The organism is Hwangdonia sp. (assembly GCF_048381975.1).
In the GTDB taxonomy this organism is placed as follows: Bacteria; Bacteroidota; Bacteroidia; order Flavobacteriales; family Flavobacteriaceae; genus Hwangdonia; species Hwangdonia seohaensis.
Genome location: NZ_JBLWYT010000004.1, coordinates 263,779 through 279,454, shown reverse-complemented (window position 1 = coordinate 279,454; position 15,676 = coordinate 263,779). Strand labels below are relative to the sequence as shown.

The 15,676-nt window shown below is 35.1% G+C and carries 17 protein-coding genes; 9 read left to right on the top strand and 8 right to left on the bottom strand.

Going from position 1 to position 15,676, the window contains the following annotated elements:
- The first annotated feature begins 72 nt into the window (after positions 1–72).
- The gene (locus ACN5J7_RS09410) at positions 73–1,128 is read left to right on the top strand and encodes a glycosyltransferase (RefSeq protein ID WP_418603716.1); all 1,056 of its coding nucleotides are present in this window, start codon (positions 73–75) and stop codon (positions 1,126–1,128) included.
- Here the strand turns inward: ACN5J7_RS09410 and ACN5J7_RS09405 are convergent.
- Entirely contained in the window at positions 1,102–2,139 is a 1,038-nt protein-coding gene (locus ACN5J7_RS09405; RefSeq protein WP_418603715.1) for a sensor histidine kinase, read from the bottom strand. The genes ACN5J7_RS09410 and ACN5J7_RS09405 overlap by 27 nt on opposite strands.
- 12 nt (positions 2,140–2,151) lie before the next feature.
- Positions 2,152–2,832, bottom strand: coding sequence for a response regulator transcription factor (locus ACN5J7_RS09400; RefSeq protein ID WP_311935644.1), 681 nt, complete (start codon positions 2,830–2,832; stop codon positions 2,152–2,154).
- A 205-nt stretch (positions 2,833–3,037) separates the two neighbouring features.
- Between ACN5J7_RS09400 and ACN5J7_RS09395 the strand changes: the two genes are divergently transcribed.
- From ACN5J7_RS09395 to ACN5J7_RS09380, 4 genes are all read left to right on the top strand, one after another.
- Entirely contained in the window at positions 3,038–3,379 is a 342-nt protein-coding gene (locus ACN5J7_RS09395) for a T9SS type A sorting domain-containing protein (RefSeq protein ID WP_311935641.1), read from the top strand.
- Between the two features lie 106 nt (positions 3,380–3,485).
- Complete coding sequence (locus ACN5J7_RS09390) at positions 3,486–4,400, top strand: T9SS type A sorting domain-containing protein (protein WP_418603714.1); 915 nt, start codon at positions 3,486–3,488, stop codon at positions 4,398–4,400.
- A gap of 121 nt (positions 4,401–4,521) precedes the next feature.
- On the top strand, positions 4,522–5,502 hold the full coding sequence (locus ACN5J7_RS09385; RefSeq protein WP_418603713.1) for an acyl transferase: 981 nt from the start codon (positions 4,522–4,524) through the stop codon (positions 5,500–5,502).
- Between the two features lie 39 nt (positions 5,503–5,541).
- Positions 5,542–6,180 carry a hypothetical protein gene (locus tag ACN5J7_RS09380; protein ID WP_418603712.1) on the top strand — a complete coding sequence of 213 codons (639 nt, stop codon included), beginning with the start codon at positions 5,542–5,544 and terminating at the stop codon, positions 6,178–6,180.
- 119 nt (positions 6,181–6,299) lie between these two features.
- Here ACN5J7_RS09380 and tyrS read toward each other — a convergent pair whose 3' ends face one another.
- Positions 6,300–7,595 (bottom strand): tyrosine--tRNA ligase, encoded by a 1,296-nt coding sequence (gene tyrS, locus ACN5J7_RS09375; RefSeq protein WP_418603711.1) that lies wholly within the window; start codon positions 7,593–7,595, stop codon positions 6,300–6,302.
- Between the two features lie 155 nt (positions 7,596–7,750).
- Between tyrS and ACN5J7_RS09370 the strand changes: the two genes are divergently transcribed.
- Positions 7,751–8,758, top strand: coding sequence for an NAD-dependent epimerase/dehydratase family protein (locus ACN5J7_RS09370; RefSeq protein ID WP_418603710.1), 1,008 nt, complete (start codon positions 7,751–7,753; stop codon positions 8,756–8,758).
- On the opposite strand, the gene ACN5J7_RS09365 is transcribed toward ACN5J7_RS09370, so the two are convergent.
- From ACN5J7_RS09365 to ACN5J7_RS09355, 3 genes are read right to left on the bottom strand one after another with little or no spacing between them, the layout of a single operon-like run.
- Positions 8,727–9,347: a DUF4296 domain-containing protein gene (locus ACN5J7_RS09365; RefSeq protein ID WP_418603709.1), complete on the bottom strand. Its 621-nt coding sequence runs from the start codon at positions 9,345–9,347 to the stop codon at positions 8,727–8,729. The genes ACN5J7_RS09370 and ACN5J7_RS09365 overlap by 32 nt on opposite strands.
- Positions 9,344–10,690 carry a dihydroorotase gene (locus tag ACN5J7_RS09360; RefSeq protein WP_418603708.1) on the bottom strand — a complete coding sequence of 449 codons (1,347 nt, stop codon included), beginning with the start codon at positions 10,688–10,690 and terminating at the stop codon, positions 9,344–9,346. The genes ACN5J7_RS09365 and ACN5J7_RS09360 overlap by 4 nt, the downstream gene beginning before the upstream one ends.
- An 11-nt stretch (positions 10,691–10,701) precedes the next feature.
- A complete protein-coding gene (locus ACN5J7_RS09355) occupies positions 10,702–11,424 on the bottom strand; it encodes a polyprenol monophosphomannose synthase (protein ID WP_418603707.1) in 723 nt (240 codons plus the stop codon).
- Positions 11,425–11,543: 119 nt separating this feature from the next.
- Here ACN5J7_RS09355 and ACN5J7_RS09350 point away from each other — a divergent pair, with 119 nt between their 5' ends.
- The 3 genes from ACN5J7_RS09350 to ACN5J7_RS09340 all read left to right on the top strand — a co-directional run bounded on the left by ACN5J7_RS09350 (position 11,544) and on the right by ACN5J7_RS09340 (position 13,374).
- Complete coding sequence (locus tag ACN5J7_RS09350) at positions 11,544–12,188, top strand: DUF4271 domain-containing protein (RefSeq protein ID WP_418603706.1); 645 nt, start codon at positions 11,544–11,546, stop codon at positions 12,186–12,188.
- Between the two features lie 26 nt (positions 12,189–12,214).
- Positions 12,215–12,964, top strand: a complete 750-nt coding sequence (locus ACN5J7_RS09345) for a uroporphyrinogen-III synthase (protein WP_311935614.1) — start codon at positions 12,215–12,217, stop codon at positions 12,962–12,964.
- Positions 12,965–13,059: 95 nt separating this feature from the next.
- Positions 13,060–13,374, top strand: a complete 315-nt coding sequence (locus tag ACN5J7_RS09340; protein WP_418603705.1) for a hypothetical protein — start codon at positions 13,060–13,062, stop codon at positions 13,372–13,374.
- A 71-nt stretch (positions 13,375–13,445) separates the two neighbouring features.
- Here the strand turns inward: ACN5J7_RS09340 and pckA are convergent, their stop codons facing one another.
- Positions 13,446–15,062, bottom strand: coding sequence for a phosphoenolpyruvate carboxykinase (ATP) (pckA, locus tag ACN5J7_RS09335; protein WP_311935611.1), 1,617 nt, complete (start codon positions 15,060–15,062; stop codon positions 13,446–13,448).
- A gap of 60 nt (positions 15,063–15,122) precedes the next feature.
- Positions 15,123–15,521, bottom strand: a complete 399-nt coding sequence (locus ACN5J7_RS09330) for a DUF423 domain-containing protein (RefSeq protein WP_418603704.1) — start codon at positions 15,519–15,521, stop codon at positions 15,123–15,125.
- Positions 15,522–15,676 lie beyond the last annotated feature (155 nt).

Here is a 15,676-nt window from a genome sequence, read left to right as displayed (position 1 = left end):
ATCAAAATTAATATGGCTAATATGTGGGTTCGGAATTGCAGTCGAAGGATTTAAGTAAAGCCAAAATAAAAAATGAAAAACCGAATATTGGTTGCACCGTTAAATTGGGGTCTTGGGCATGCCGCCAGATGCATACCCATAATTAAGGCGTTAATAGCTTCTGGTTTTGAGCCTGTTTTGGCGAGCGATGGTAACGCGTTATTGCTTTTACAAAAGGAATTCCCAGATTTAATTGCCACAGAATTGCCAGCATACCATATTACTTATGCTAAAAAAAGGCAGCATTTTAAATTGAAATTATTGAAAGATGCGCCAAACCTTGTTAAAACGATTAAAGCCGAAAAAAAAGCAATGGCAGAAATTGTTGAAAGCCATCGAATTTCGGGGATTATTTCCGATAATCGATGGGGAGCTTATTGCGAAAAAATAACATCGGTTTTTGTAACGCATCAACTGAATGTTTTAAGCGGAAACACAACTTGGTTGAGCACTAAAATGCATCACAAATTGATGCGGAAGTTTGATGTATGTTGGGTTCCCGATATCGCAGAAACTGTTAATTTAAGCGGAAAGTTAGGGCATGCAGACGCGTTTAATTTTCCAATTAAATATATGGGGCCGTTGAGCCGATTTGAAAAACGGAATGTGCCCATTACAAACGCTGTTTTGCTGCTGCTTTCTGGTCCTGAACCTCAGCGTAGCTTACTTGAGGAGAAGCTTTTGCAAGAATTTAAAAACTTTGATAAAACCATTGTTTTTGTAAAAGGCGTTGTTGAAAAAGAGCAAACCATTCAAGTTATTGGAAATATGACGGTTTATAATTTTATGACTTCCGAATTGCTCGAAAAAACCATAAACCAAAGTGCTTTGGTTATTGCCAGATCGGGTTATACCACCATTATGGATTTGGCTAAGCTCGATAAAAAAGCATTTTTTATACCAACGCCCGGGCAATTTGAACAAGAGTATTTAGCGAAACGATTAACCAATTTAAACTTAGTACCAAGTTGTAATCAAGAGGATTTTAAAATAGATAAACTTAAAAGTGTTGAAAATTTTAAAGGCTTAAAAGCCTTAAATTATAAAACAGATTTTAAGGATTTATTTAGCCTTTTCGAGCGTGAATGAAAACTCGCTGCCCACACCAAATTCGCTTTCAACATATATTTTTTCGTTGTGCGCTTCAATAATATGCTTTACAATGGATAAGCCCAAACCAGAGCCGCCAACTTTTCGGTTTCCGGTTTTGTCCACTCTAAAAAATCGTTCGAACAAACGGGAAACATGCTTTTTTTCGATGCCTTCGCCATTATCGGTTACTCGCACAATAACCTTGTTTTTTATTAAATTTTCTATGCTAACTTCAGTGGTGCCTTTTTCTTTGCCATATTTTATGGAGTTTACAATAAGGTTTGCCAACACTTGCTGTATGCGTTCTTTATCGGCCTTTACTAAAACAGGTTTTATATAATCGGTATCAAAAGTTAGGGTGATGTTTTTTTTGTGCGCGCGCATTTCAAACATGTCGAACACATTGTTTACCAATTCTACAATATCGAACACTTCAAGATTCAGACTTAAATCGCCAATTTCCAATTTGGTAATCATGTCTAGATCCTTCACAATATAACTGAGTCGTTCCACACCTTTATTGGCCCGTTCCAAATATTTTTTTCGTATGTTTTTATCATCAATAGCACCATCTAAAAGCGTTAAAATATAACCCTGAACTGTAAATAAGGGCGTTTTTAACTCGTGCGAAATATTGCCCAAAAACTCTTTGCGGTATTTTTCTCGAACTTTTAGCGTTTCTATTTCCAGTTTTTTATCGCGTGCAAATTTGTCGATTTCTTTGGTAAGCGTCCCCATATCGGTAGTGATAGAGCCTCTGGTTAAACTGGCCGATTCCAAAAGGGTTAAGTCGTCGTATATTTTTTTTACGCGCCTATAGATAAAGCGTTCAACGCGTAATTGAATCACAATAAACGAAAACACATAACTGGCCGAAGCAAATGCCAAAATAAGCACCCAATTAATGGTGTAAAAGGCAAATAAAAAAACACTCAATAAGAGCGTTATAAAAAATGTAATAAATAGCGATGTTTTAATCGCAAAACGATATGTTCTTTTTAATTTCAAGTACTAAAAGTATTAATCTACAAACTTATAACCAACACCTTTAACGGTTTTAAAGCTATCGTCACCTATTTTTTCGCGTAGTTTACGAATGTGCACATCTATGGTTCTTCCGCCAACCACAACCTCATTGCCCCAAACTTTGTCAAGAATCTCGTCCCGCTTAAAAACTTTTCCTGGTTTTGAGGTTAATAAAGATAGCAATTCAAATTCCTTTCGGGGTAAAATAATTTCCTTTCCTTTTAAAATAATTTTGTAGGCATCTCTATCAATTACCAAATTACCAATTTTAACCTTAGCAGTTTTGGTTTCTTGTTTAAACCTGCGCAAAAGAGCTTTTACCTTGCTTATTAAAACTTTTGGTTTTATGGGTTTTGTAATATAATCGTCGGCACCAGCATCAAAACCTGCAACTTGCGAATAGTCTTCGCCCCTTGCCGTTAAAAAGGTAATAATGGTGTCTTTTAAATCTGGGTTTTTTCTGATGATTTCACAAGCCTCAATGCCGTCCATTTCGGGCATCATCACATCTAAAATAATTAAATGGGGAAGCTCTTTCTTAGCTTTTTTTACGGCTTTTGCCCCATTTTCGGCGGTTATAACTTGATAGCCTTCATTTGATAAATTATAGCCAACAATTTCTAAAATGTCGGGCTCGTCATCAACTAAAAGTATTTTTAAATCCTTTTTATTCATTGTAAAAACAATAGATTATATGATTAAATCGGAGTAAAGATAAAACTAATAACGTAACATTATTGGTTAAGCAAAAATTAATAACATTTAGATAATCTATAGTTTACACGGATTTAACCTTTCGATAAAAGGGTGAAATCTTTAACACTTTTTTGGTATGGATTTTGACGTAAATTGTTTAATTTTATAAGATTGAAAGTTAACTATGGAAAAAAACTACTTTTTTACTACACTTTTTGTTTTAATGTTTTTTGTAACCCAACCAGGGTTTGCACAAGCGGGCAACACTAATTTACCTGCGCAACAAAACATTGAAGGACTTTCTATTTACCCTAATCCTGTTAATAACGGTAAGCAGTTTATATATATTACATCAAAAAACAGTTTAACTAAGAAAATTGAAATTTTTAATGCCTTAGGCAAGCGAATTTTATCGGCTGTATTAATTGGCAAGGAATTAAATATCTCGAAATTGAGTACAGGCGTTTATATTTTAAAAATCACCGAGGGCAACATAAGCGAAACCCGAAAATTAGTGATAAAATAATTATAATGTTATTTCATCGAAAAAAATCAACCTATTAGGTTGATTTTTTGGTTTATACGCAAAAGTCTTTTTATTTTAATAAGCTAATTAATTAATCCCTTTTATTATGAAAAAACTTTACTTTTTATTTTTATTATTTTGCTCTTTCGGTTTTGCGCAAGTAACTTTACCACATAACGATGGTTTTGCCTATGCAGATGGCAGTCTTATTGGAAATGGTGGATGGCTTAATCATAGCGGTACATCTGGTGACCTTGTGGTTTCTGCTGGTAAGGCTATAGTTCAACATGGAGCACCCAGTGAAGACGCAAAAATTGATTTTACAGCTGTTTCTGGATGTGTTTATTTCGGGCTGGATTTTTCGGTTGACGATTTAGGAGCGCCATACAGCGGTGCAGACAATGAGTACTTTGCACATTTTATGGTTGGAACAGGTAGCTTTAGAGGTCGTCTCGATATTGTGCCACCTTCAGCTAGTGGAGATTATTCTGTGGGTATTGCAACGTCAAGTGGTACAGCAGATGCAGTTTGGGCTACAGATCTCACTTTTGGCGTAACATACCGCGCCATTGTTAAATATGACCAAGATTCTAATCAAGCACAACTTTGGATTAACGCCACATCTGAAGGCGATACGTCTATATTGGGAGCAGATGAAACTGATCCTGGTGATGCCATAAACGCATTTGGGCTTCGTCAATCTGATTCTTCTGAAAACGAAACTGTTCGTGTTGATAATCTTTATTTAGGAGCAACATTTGGGGCCGTTTTATCAGCTAAAAACAACCAAATAGAAGGTTTCAGTATGTATCCCAACCCAACAAATAAAGGTTATGTAAACATGTCTAGCAGAAGCAACTCAATTATGGAAGTATCGGTTTACGATATTCTAGGGAAACAAGTGGTTAATACAACTGTAACCAATAAAAGATTAGACGTTTCCAGTTTAAATGCTGGCGTTTATATTATGAGGGTGGCTCAAGACGAGGCCTCCATCACAAAAAAAATAGTAATACAATAAACGTTTAAACTTATATTTTAAAAGCGTTGCAAGTAGCAACGCTTTTTTATTTTATATACTTTTGCCTAGGTTTTCGATATAAAAATTATAAAACCATTTTACTCGAACTTACTATAATTAAATGATTGACCATAACGCCATTTTTAATATTAAAAATCAAACAGAGTTTGAAGATTTAGCATTGCAAATTTTTAGGCATCAGTTTAAAAACAATCGTGTTTATCGCTCATTTTGCGATTTACTTTACAAGCATCCTAGTGACGTTAAAACCATTCGAGATATTCCTTTTTTACCCATTCAGTTTTTTAAATCGCACAGCATATTAAGCAGTAAAGCCCATATTGAAACCAGCTTTACCAGTTCGGGCACTACAGGAAGTTTAGCAAGTAAACACCATGTAACCAACTTAAAAGTTTACGAGCAAAGTTTCACAAAAGGCTTCCATCAGTTTTATGGCAATATTGAAGATTATGTGGTTTTAGCTTTACTGCCTTCGTATTTAGAGCGCGAAGGCTCCTCATTAATCTACATGGTTAATGCTATGATTTCCCAATCCAACCACGCTGAAAGTGGTTTTTATCTCAATAACTTATCCGAAATAAAAGACACCTTAATTAAGTTAAATGCTGAAGGGAAAAAAGCACTGTTAATTGGAGTTTCTTTTGCTTTATTGGATTTAATCGAAACCTATCAATTCCAGCTTAAAAACACCATTATTATGGAAACAGGTGGGATGAAGGGCAGACGAAAGGAATTGATTCGGGCCGAATTACACAAAAAATTAAAAGCTGGTTTTGGCGTTAAAACCATACATAGCGAATACGGCATGACCGAGCTTTTAAGTCAGGCTTATTCTAAAGGTGAGGGTGTTTTTAATTGCCCCAATTGGATGCGGATATTAACACGAGATACCGAAGATGCTTTGACCACTCAAGAATCGGGAAAAACGGGTGGCATAAATGTTATAGACCTAGCCAATGTAAATTCCTGCGCCTTTATTGCGACCCAAGATTTGGGAAAAACTTTTAGCGATGGGGCTTTTGAAGTGATTGGACGTTTTGACAACTCCGATATTAGAGGTTGTAATTTGATGGTGTTATAACTTTATTTTGTATATTAAACCTTACTTTTTTTAGTTCAAATGAAAATAGTATTATTCATATCTCTTTTTTTGTTTTCAATAATTGGTTATTCACAAAAGAAGCTTGTGAAATATTATAATGAAAAGGGTGTCGAGGTTTCAAAAAGTAAATTTAAAAAAAGCATAAATTACAAGGTAAACTTAGATGCTTATTTTGAAAATGACACTACTAAAAACTATATTTTAATACCAAGATCTGTTGTTGGTAAATTAAACCCTAAAGAATTTATTGCTCTTAAAAATCATTTAAATAAAATAAGTCGTTTTGAATTAGACACAACTAAGTTTATTGTAATCAATTACTTGTCTTCAATACCAAAAAAATCTAAAAACACTAAGCCAAACCCTTATTGGAATGCATTTGGTAAGGAGTATTTAAGAAAAATAGATAGGATTGATAACATTCAACAATACTCAATTTACAATCCAGAAAATGACCATTTAAAGTACTCCCATAAAAATAGATTTAATTGGTTAGCAGATGAGCATGATTTTATAAAAAACATGTTTTTTCCTTATGATGTAATGTATGGGAACTTCCTAATTATAAGACCTAGTGGTGTTTTTGTTTACTATTTAGGCGAGCATAGTGAGTATCAGATTTTAGAAACCACAAAGAAATTTTTAAATAAAGACTAGTTTTCTGTAAGATTACCGCAGTTATTACGACCAAACAAACAGCTAAGAAAAAGAAAAATTTAGTTTTTTAGTTGGTTGGTTAAAGAAAGCCTAGGTTTTATCCTAGGCTTTCTGTTGTTTTATACAATTCGCAAAACAAAATAATTCTTCTTGCCACGTTGCAGCAATACAAATTTGTTGTTAATCAAATCTTTTGCGGTGATTTTGTAATCGTCTTTCACCTTTTCTTTATTTACCGAAATCGAGTTTTCCTTTAAAGCCCGACGCGCTTCCCCATTAGACTTTAAAAACCCACCTTGTTCTGCCAATGCCGCAATAATATCCAAGCCGTTTTCAATTTCAGATTGTGCGATTTCTGTTTGTGGCACACCATCAAAAACATCTAAAAAAGTTTGCTCATTCAATTGCTTTAAATCTTCGCTTGTAGATTTTCCGAACAATATGGCGCTGGCTTTTATGGCATTGTCTAAATCGTCTTTAGAGTGTACCATCGTTGTTACTTCTTCGGCCAAACGTTTCTGTAAAACCCGTAAATGTGGCGCTTCTTGATGGGCTTCAATTAAAGCCTCAATTTCTGCTCGGGTTAAAAAAGTAAAGATTTTAATATATTTTTCGGCATCAACATCGCTTGTGTTCAACCAGTATTGATAGAATTTGTATGGCGAAGTTCTTTCGGCGTCAAGCCAAATATTTCCGCCTTCGGTTTTTCCAAACTTGGTGCCATCGGCTTTAGTAATTAATGGCCATGTTAAGGCGTATCCTTTTCCAGAATCAACACGACGGATTAACTCTGTACCCGTAGTGATATTGCCCCACTGGTCGCTGCCACCCATTTGAAGGGTACAGTTTTTATCTCGGTAAAGGTGTAAAAAATCGTAGCCTTGTACTAGCTGATAAGTAAATTCAGTAAAACTCATACCAACCGATGATTCAGATGACAAACGCTTTTTCACCGAATCTTTGGCCATCATATAATTTACGGTAATATGCTTACCGACATCGCGAATAAATTCTAAAAACGAGAACTCTTTCATCCAGTCGTAATTGTTAACAATAATAGCGGCGTTTTTAGCATCGCTATCAAAATCCAAAAATCGCGACAATTGCTCTTTAATAGCGTTTTGGTTATGCAAAAGAGTTTCTTCGTTAAGTAAGTTACGCTCTGCCGATTTTCCCGAAGGATCACCAATCATGCCGGTAGCTCCGCCAACTAGCGCAACGGGTTTGTGTCCCGCCAATTGAAAATGTTTAAGCCCCATAACACCCACCATGTGTCCAATGTGTAAAGAATCTGCGGTTGGATCAATGCCCACATAAGCCATACGCATGGCCTCTAACAAATGCTCTTCTGTCCCAGGCATACTGTCTTGTATCATGCCTCTCCACGTTAATTCTTCAACAAAATTCTTTCTCATTACTCTATATATTTTATAAACTTTGGCAAAGATAAAAATACGTGCATAATTACGCTTGTATATTGAATAATTCTTTGGATTAAAAGACGGAAGGCCAATGACTGAAAACTAATTTATTCTCTCTATCTATTTGAATTATTCATTACTTTAGTGGCATGATATTAGTTACGGGTGGCACAGGTTTGGTGGGCGCACATTTACTTTATAAACTGGTTAGTAGCAACGAAAGCGTTCGTGCGATTTACAGAACCGAGCGTAAGCTTAACAATGTAAAACAGGTGTTTTCGGGTTATACTGAAAATTACGAAGCGCTGTTTAAATCCATTGAATGGGTTGAAGCCGATATTTTAGATATTCCGTTATTATCCGATGCTTTTAGTGGTGTAACTCATGTGTACCACTGCGCCGCTTTTGTGTCTTTTGAGCCCAATAAATACCATCTGTTACGTCGTACAAATATTGAAGGCACTGCAAATATTGTTAATCTTTGCATTTCTAATAATATAGAAAAACTATGCTATGTCAGCTCGATTGCAACTATAGGAAAGGCTGCAAATAACGAGCCCATTACCGAAAAGACCGAATGGAATCCCGAAGGCGATAACAGTGTATATGCCATTACAAAATACGGTGCCGAAATGGAAGTTTGGCGCGCCACTCAAGAAGGCGTGAATGTGGTTATTGTAAATCCGGGTGTTATTTTAGGTGCGGGTATTTGGCGTTATGGCAGTGGCAGTTTATTTAAAAAAGCTCATAAAGGATTAAAATACTACGCTGCCGGAACTATTGGATTGGTTGATGTGAAAGATGTTGTTTCCATAATGATAGCACTTTTAAAAAGCGATATTAATAACGAACGATTTGTTTTGGTTGCCGAAAATTGGACTTACAAACAGTTTTTACAAACTATGGCAAAGGCCGTAAACGCAAAACCGCCCAAAAAAGAAGCTAAACTTTGGTTGTTGCAACTAGCTTGGAGAATGGATTGGTTGACCCATAAATTAACCGGAAAAAGAAGGCAATTAACAAAGCAGATTGTAACCTCGTTGCATTCTGAAACCAATTACAGCAGCGCTAAAATTAAAAAGGCCATGGCTATTGAGTTTACACCAATTGATAAAAGTATTGCTACTATTGGAAATCAGTATCTGAAACAGGTGTAATTAGCAGTTCATCAGATTTTGAGTTGAGTTTAAATCTGGTAACAGAATCTTTTTTAATCAGTATATTTAAAGAATCCTTCAGCTTTATCAATCGCAAAGAATCCTTTTTAATTAAAGGACTTACCGAATCCTTTTTTACCAAAACACTAAGGTGTTCTTTTAGTTTTAAAATGTGCGTTGAGTCTTTTTTAATAATGTTTTGGATAGAATCCCTATACTTTTTTTCCTCTTCTTCTTTTAGCTGTAAATCGGCGTACTTGGTTTTCAAAACATCAAAACTATCTTGTACCTTTTCATAAATAGCTTTATAATCTTCAACATAGTACGCGTAATAATCGTTGCTTAAAGCAAACTGTAAACTATCAATCCCATACTTTTTGTACACGTAGGTTTCAGCTTGTAAATTGTTATTATCCAAGATTGTTTTGTTCGTTCCATTTGCAGAAGATAGCAGCCTAACATCCATGATAATTTGCACCATTTTTTCCTTCGGAATTAAATTCTTCGGTTTTTTGGGCTTATCATATTTATAGCAGGCCGTTGCTATGAATAAAATTGTAAAGTATGTAAATAACCGTTTTAAAATCATCTGTTAAAAGTTAATCGTTTTGCAGCATTAACATCATGAAACTTAAAGTTTTTATAGGCCAAACTTCCGTTTACAAAGGTATGTGTTACTCTCGATTTAAAGGTCGTGCCCTCAAACGGAGACCACCCGCATTTGTATAGGATATTCTCTTTTTTAACCGTCCACGGATGGTGCAAGTCTACCAAAACCAAATCGGCAAAATACCCTTCTCTTATAAATCCGCGTTTTTCAACCTGAAACAAAATAGCCGGATTATGGCACATTTTTTCTACTATTTTTTCAATTGAAATTTTATTTTTATGATGCATCTCCAACATAGCGGGTAAGGCGTGTTGCACCAATGGGCCGCCCGAAGGTGCTTTGGTATAAACGTTATCTTTCTCTTCAATAGTATGTGGTGCGTGGTCGGTAGCGATAACGTCAATTCTATCATCAAGCAAAGCCGCCCACAATTGGTCTTTATCTTTTTTAGATTTTACCGCTGGGTTCCATTTGATAAGCGTGCCTTTTTCATCGTAATCTTTATCGGTAAACCACAGGTGATGAATGCAAACCTCGGCAGTAATTTTTTTATCTTTTAGGGGTATTTTGTTATCAAATAAAGCGGTTTCCTTTCCTGTTGAAAGATGAAACACATGCAATCGAGCACCTGTTTTTTTTGCTAGTTCGATGGCTTTTGAAGAGGATAAATAACAGGCTTCCTCACTTCGAATTTCTGGGTGATATTTAATGGGAATTGCATCGCCGTATTTTTCAAAATACGTTTCAAAATTGGCTTTTATTGTGCTTTCATCTTCACAATGCACAGCGATTAATAAGTTAGTTTTTGAGAAAATATTCTCTAAAACCTCAGGATTATCAACCAACATATTCCCTGTTGAAGACCCTAAAAACAGTTTTAATGCCGCCACTTTTTTAGCATCAACTTTTAAAATTTCATCTAAATTATCATTGGTGCCACCAAACATGAACGAGTAATTTGCCGATGATGTTTGGGCAGCTATCTCAAATTTTTCCTCCAGCTTTTTAATGGTGGTTGTTTGCGGGTTGGTGTTTGGCATTTCAATAAACGAAGTAATACCACCAGCAATGGCAGCTTTAGATTCGGTTTCAATATTCGCTTTGTGCGTTAAACCAGGTTCTCTAAAATGCACCTGATCGTCAATAACACCGGGAAGCAGATATTTTCCTTCGGCATCAAATATGTGTACATCGGCAGTTTTTGCACTTATCGATGCGCTGATTTCTTTTATATATTCACCTTCAATTAAAATATCGCCCATAAAAATTTTACCTTCATTTACTATGTTGGCATTTTTAATAAGTGTTGTTTTCAAGGTCATTTTTCTGCTTTTTATTTTTTAAACAAACTTTTTAGCTTCATCGAAATTACGCCAAAAACAGCTTCAGAAATAATTCCTGAGCTCAATTTGGATTCGCCTTTTGTTCTATCGGTAAATATTACAGGCACTTCAATTATTTTAAATTGCTTTAAATAGGTTTTAAATTTCATTTCTATTTGAAACGCATACCCAATAAATTTAATTTTACTTAAATCGATGGTTTCCAACACCTGCCTTTTGTAACACACAAAACCCGCGGTGGTATCGTGAATGCGCATACCGGTAATAATACGCACGTATTTTGATGCCAAATAAGACATGAGCACGCGTGCCATAGGCCAATTTACAACATTTACGCCCTTAACGTAGCGCGACCCAATGGCTAAATCGGCGCCATCATTTTTACAGGCATTATAAAGCTTGATGAGGTCTTTTGGGTTGTGTGAAAAATCGGCATCCATTTCAAAAATATATTGATACGATTTTTCTAAGCACCAATAAAACCCATGGATATAGGCCGTACCCAAACCTGCTTTTTCTTTACGGATTTCCAAAAATAAGCGATTCGGAAATTCTTCTTGAAGTTCCTTTACTTTTAAAGCGGTTAAATCTGGGGAATTATCATCAACTACGAGAACGTGAATATTATCCGATTGCGAAAAAACGGCTCTAATAATAGCTTCAATATTCTCTATTTCGTTGTATGTTGGAATTATAACAACCGTATCTTGCATTTGAAATATATTGTAATCGTAATATTTTTAGCAAATGTACATTATTTAAAAGTTTATTTTTTTTAAATATTCCTTAATATTTATGGACAAAGTGTGAATAATTATAATAATTTTAGGGCATGTATCGCGACATCATCTCAAACGAACTTTTTACCGTTTTAATGGTTATCGGGCTCGCCATTATTGCAACAGCAAAATTGGTGGCGCCACAGCGGTTCAATGATTTTTTTTATGTTTTGGTCAATTCAAAATACCTTAAAATATACGTTAAAGACCAAAAATTCTTAGATAAGTTTGATGCTTTGCTTTTTTCTAATTTGGTTATTTCGGTTTCTGTTTTTTGCCATTTGCTTTACCAATATGCCCATGATTCTAAAATAGTTTCGGTTAATCTGCTTTTTAAATTGGTTTTCGGTATCGGCACGTTTATACTCATTAAGGTGCTTATTGAACGCTTAATTGCCAGCCTTTTTGAAATGGATAAATTAATGGACCAATACCTTTTTCAAAAAATAACTTATAAAAATTATTTAGGCTTGTTATTGCTGCCCATTAACGCCTTATTGGTTTTTTCAATAGAGCCCACATTGCCTGTTTTTTACACTATAATAGCGCTTTTGTTGATCGTTAATATTTCTGGCGTAATCACTTCATTTAAAACACATCAAAACACGATAAAAGGCAACTTATTTTATTTTATTTTGTATCTTTGCGCTCTCGAAATCGCACCTTATGTTGTTTTATATAAGGTATTTGTTTCGTAACGTAACTAAACAAACTACTTGTGTACATGAAAGTGAAAACAATTTTAGTATCTCAGCCAGAACCTAAAATAGAGAACTCCCCTTATTTTGATTTACAGGAAAAGCAAAAGGTAAAAATAGATTTTAGACCTTTTATACATGTTGAAGGTGTTCCTGCGAAAGAAATTAGGCAGCAAAAAGTAGATTTAAACAACTACACTGCCATAATTTTAACAAGTAGAAATGCCGTTGACCATTTTTTTAGAGTTGCTGAAGAAATGCGTTTTAAAGTTCCAGACTCTATGAAATATTTTTGCCAGTCTGAAGCAGTAGCCTATTATCTTCAAAAATATGTGGTTTACAGAAAACGAAAAATTTATGTGGGTAAACGTACTTTTTCTGAACTTTCGCCTTTAATCAAAAAGTATAAAGATGAAAAGTTCTTACTCCCAAACACCGATAAAGTGAAGCCAGAAGTGCCCAGTACGTTAGATGCTCTTGGTGTAGATTGGAAACAAGCTACTTTTTACAAAACGGTAGTTAGCGATTTATCCGATTTGGAAAACGTAACATACGATGTATTGGTGTTTTTCAGTCCGTCAGGAATCGAATCATTGTTTAAAAACTTCCCGGATTTTAAACAAAACAATACACGTATTGCTGTTTTTGGAAACACCACAATTAAAGCGGTTGAAGAAAAAGGCCTACGCGTAGATATTGCTGCTCCAACACCCGAAACACCATCTATGACGATGGCTCTACAAAAATATATCGATAAAGCTAATAAAGGGAAATAAACACTATTACTTATAAAACAAAAAAGGGATGATATATATCATCCCTTTTTTGTTTTTAAATCGTATATTTAAAAACACATTCTAAATTTTTGAAGATGAAAAACAATATTCTATGTTTAATACTAATAACATTATTGTTTGTTTTGTCTCCCAACTCGGTAATGGCTACCGAAAAAACTCCAACATATACCGCTGTTGAGGCTAATGAGATTCCTCCAGAAATTAAATCAATGATTGATAGAATAAATGAAATAAAGAGCATGAATAAATCTTCTTTGACTCGTGCTGAAAGAAAAGAATTACGAAAAGAAGTTCGTGCTATGAAGAAAAGCGTTAGAGCATCTGGAAATGGTATTTACATATCAAGTGGAGCAATAATTATAATTTTACTTTTAATTATTATTCTTTAATATTTAAATCATTAAAAAAAGGGCAATTTTTAAATAAATTGCCCTTTTTTATTTTGAATTAGTCTTTGTTTTTAAAACGCATAACGCTGCGGTCCGCCACGTCTAATTTCTTCATTACAATGTGCTTCAAACTTTTTAAAGTTTTCCCTAAACGCATTGGTTAATTTGAATGCTGTTGTGTAATAGGCCTTATCGTCGTTCCAAGTGGCACGCGGACTTAAAACTTCCGTTGGAACACCGGGACACGATCTTGGTTGTGCTACGCCAAAAACCGAATGAATGTGGTAATCGTCGTAATTATACAATCCTAAATCGCCATTTAATACCGCAGTAATCATGGCGCGTGTGTATTTTAGTTTCATTCTTGTACCAACACCGTAAGGGCCACCGGTCCAACCCGTATTAACCAGCCAAACGTTTACTCCAGATTCCTTCATCTTTTTGCTTAACATTTCGGCATATTTTGCTGGATGCAGCGGCATAAAAGGGGCGCCAAAACAGGCTGAAAAAGAGGGCTGCGGCTCAACAACGCCGGCCTCGGTTCCTGCCACTTTTGCGGTATAACCCGAAATAAAATGATAGGCGGCCTGACTGGGTGTTAACTTGGAAATTGGAGGCATTACCCCAAAAGCATCGGCCGTTAAAAAGAAGATGTTTTTTGGGTTTTTACCAATAGACGGTTGTTTTATGTTTTCAATATGATAAATGGGATAACTCACCCTTGTATTTTGGGTGATTGAAATGTCTCCAAAATCGACATCACCATTTTTACCTAAAATTACATTTTCAAGAATGGCGCCTTTTTTAATGGCATCATAAATCTCTGGCTCTTGCTCCCTCGACAAATTAATCACTTTCGCATAACAGCCACCTTCAAAATTAAACACGGTGTTTTCGTTGGTCCAACCATGTTCGTCATCGCCAATTAAACTTCTGTTGGGGTCTGTGGACAATGTGGTTTTTCCCGTTCCAGATAAACCAAAGAAAATAGCAGTATCCCCTCCTTCGCCAACATTGGCACTGCAATGCATGGGCAAGGTATTTTTAAATACGGGCAGAATAAAGTTTAAGGCCGAAAAAATACCTTTTTTAATTTCGCCGGTATAACCAGTTCCGCCAATTAAGGCTATTTTTTTGGTGAAATTTAAAATGGCAAAGTTGTGTTGGCGTGTGCCGTCTTCTTCGGGAACGGCCATAAAACCCGGAGCGTTTACTACTGTCCATTCTGGATTAAAATCTTTTAATTCTTCGTCCGTTGGGCGCAAAAACATATTGTATGCAAACTGGTTGCTCCAAGCATATTCGTTGATAACTCGAATATTTAATTTATAGTTTTCGTCCGCGCAAGCGTAACTATCCCTTACAAAAACTTCTTTGTTGGATAAATAATCTACAACCTTATTATATAAGGCATCAAACTTATCGGTTTCAAATGGAATATTTATATCGCCCCACCAAACACGATCTTTGGTAACATCGTCCTTTACAATAAATCGATCTTTAGGTGAACGTCCTGTAAACTCGCCGGTATTAACCGCCAAAGCACCAGACGAAGCCTCTTTACCTTGGCCTTTCTCAATAGCAATATTATGAAGTTGTTCGGGCGAAAGTTGATAATTTACTTTGGCATTTTTTATACCGTAAGATTCTAACGAAATCGTTTTCGTAAATTGGTTATTATTTCCCATTTTTTGTTATAAAATTATTTATCTGGCAAAAATAAACATTATTTTAACCTCGCAAATTATTTAATTATCATTTTTTGACTTTAATTTTAAGAAATCTTTAAATAAAAAGCCCCAAGCTAAGATTAAAAGTAATCCGCCAATTGGGGTTATTAGCGCCACCGTTCTAAAATCGAAGGCTGTTAATGGGTTAGTTGCCAAACCATAGATAGATCCAGAAAAGAATATTACGCCTACCAATACGAAGTAAAAAACCAGTCGTTTTGTGTTTTGGGCAATTAACGAAGTGCTTCCAACAAATAGCAATAATATGGCATGATACATTTGATAACGAACACCTGTTTCAAAGGTTTGTAAAGATTCCTCCGAGATTAATGCTTTTAATCCGTGAGCGGCAAAAGCTCCTAAAATAACACTGGTTAAACCTAAAAGTGATGCTGTAATTAAAATTTTCCTGTTCATATTTATATAAATTATTCGTAAAAAATCCTTTTTATATTTACTAAATTCGCAAAATTAATCTGCTTAAAAACGGACTTAATAATAAAATGATTTTCAAGATAAAGTCTTGAAAGCACATAAAAACTGTTATTCTCGCAAATGCGGGAATCTAAAAA

Coding starts and splice junctions, on each gene's coding strand:
- ACN5J7_RS09410 (WP_418603716.1), top strand. CDS start 73: ATGAAAAACCGAATATTGGTTGCACCGTTAAATTGGGGTCTTGGGCAT.
- ACN5J7_RS09400 (WP_311935644.1), bottom strand. CDS start 2,832: ATGAATAAAAAGGATTTAAAAATACTTTTAGTTGATGACGAGCCCGAC.
- ACN5J7_RS09395 (WP_311935641.1), top strand. CDS start 3,038: ATGGAAAAAAACTACTTTTTTACTACACTTTTTGTTTTAATGTTTTTT.
- ACN5J7_RS09390 (WP_418603714.1), top strand. CDS start 3,486: ATGAAAAAACTTTACTTTTTATTTTTATTATTTTGCTCTTTCGGTTTT.
- ACN5J7_RS09385 (WP_418603713.1), top strand. CDS start 4,522: ATGATTGACCATAACGCCATTTTTAATATTAAAAATCAAACAGAGTTT.
- ACN5J7_RS09380 (WP_418603712.1), top strand. CDS start 5,542: ATGAAAATAGTATTATTCATATCTCTTTTTTTGTTTTCAATAATTGGT.
- tyrS (WP_418603711.1), bottom strand. CDS start 7,595: ATGAGAAAGAATTTTGTTGAAGAATTAACGTGGAGAGGCATGATACAA.
- ACN5J7_RS09370 (WP_418603710.1), top strand. CDS start 7,751: ATGATATTAGTTACGGGTGGCACAGGTTTGGTGGGCGCACATTTACTT.
- ACN5J7_RS09365 (WP_418603709.1), bottom strand. CDS start 9,347: ATGATTTTAAAACGGTTATTTACATACTTTACAATTTTATTCATAGCA.
- ACN5J7_RS09360 (WP_418603708.1), bottom strand. CDS start 10,690: ATGACCTTGAAAACAACACTTATTAAAAATGCCAACATAGTAAATGAA.
- ACN5J7_RS09355 (WP_418603707.1), bottom strand. CDS start 11,424: ATGCAAGATACGGTTGTTATAATTCCAACATACAACGAAATAGAGAAT.
- ACN5J7_RS09350 (WP_418603706.1), top strand. CDS start 11,544: ATGTATCGCGACATCATCTCAAACGAACTTTTTACCGTTTTAATGGTT.
- ACN5J7_RS09345 (WP_311935614.1), top strand. CDS start 12,215: ATGAAAGTGAAAACAATTTTAGTATCTCAGCCAGAACCTAAAATAGAG.
- ACN5J7_RS09340 (WP_418603705.1), top strand. CDS start 13,060: ATGAAAAACAATATTCTATGTTTAATACTAATAACATTATTGTTTGTT.
- pckA (WP_311935611.1), bottom strand. CDS start 15,062: ATGGGAAATAATAACCAATTTACGAAAACGATTTCGTTAGAATCTTAC.
- ACN5J7_RS09330 (WP_418603704.1), bottom strand. CDS start 15,521: ATGAACAGGAAAATTTTAATTACAGCATCACTTTTAGGTTTAACCAGT.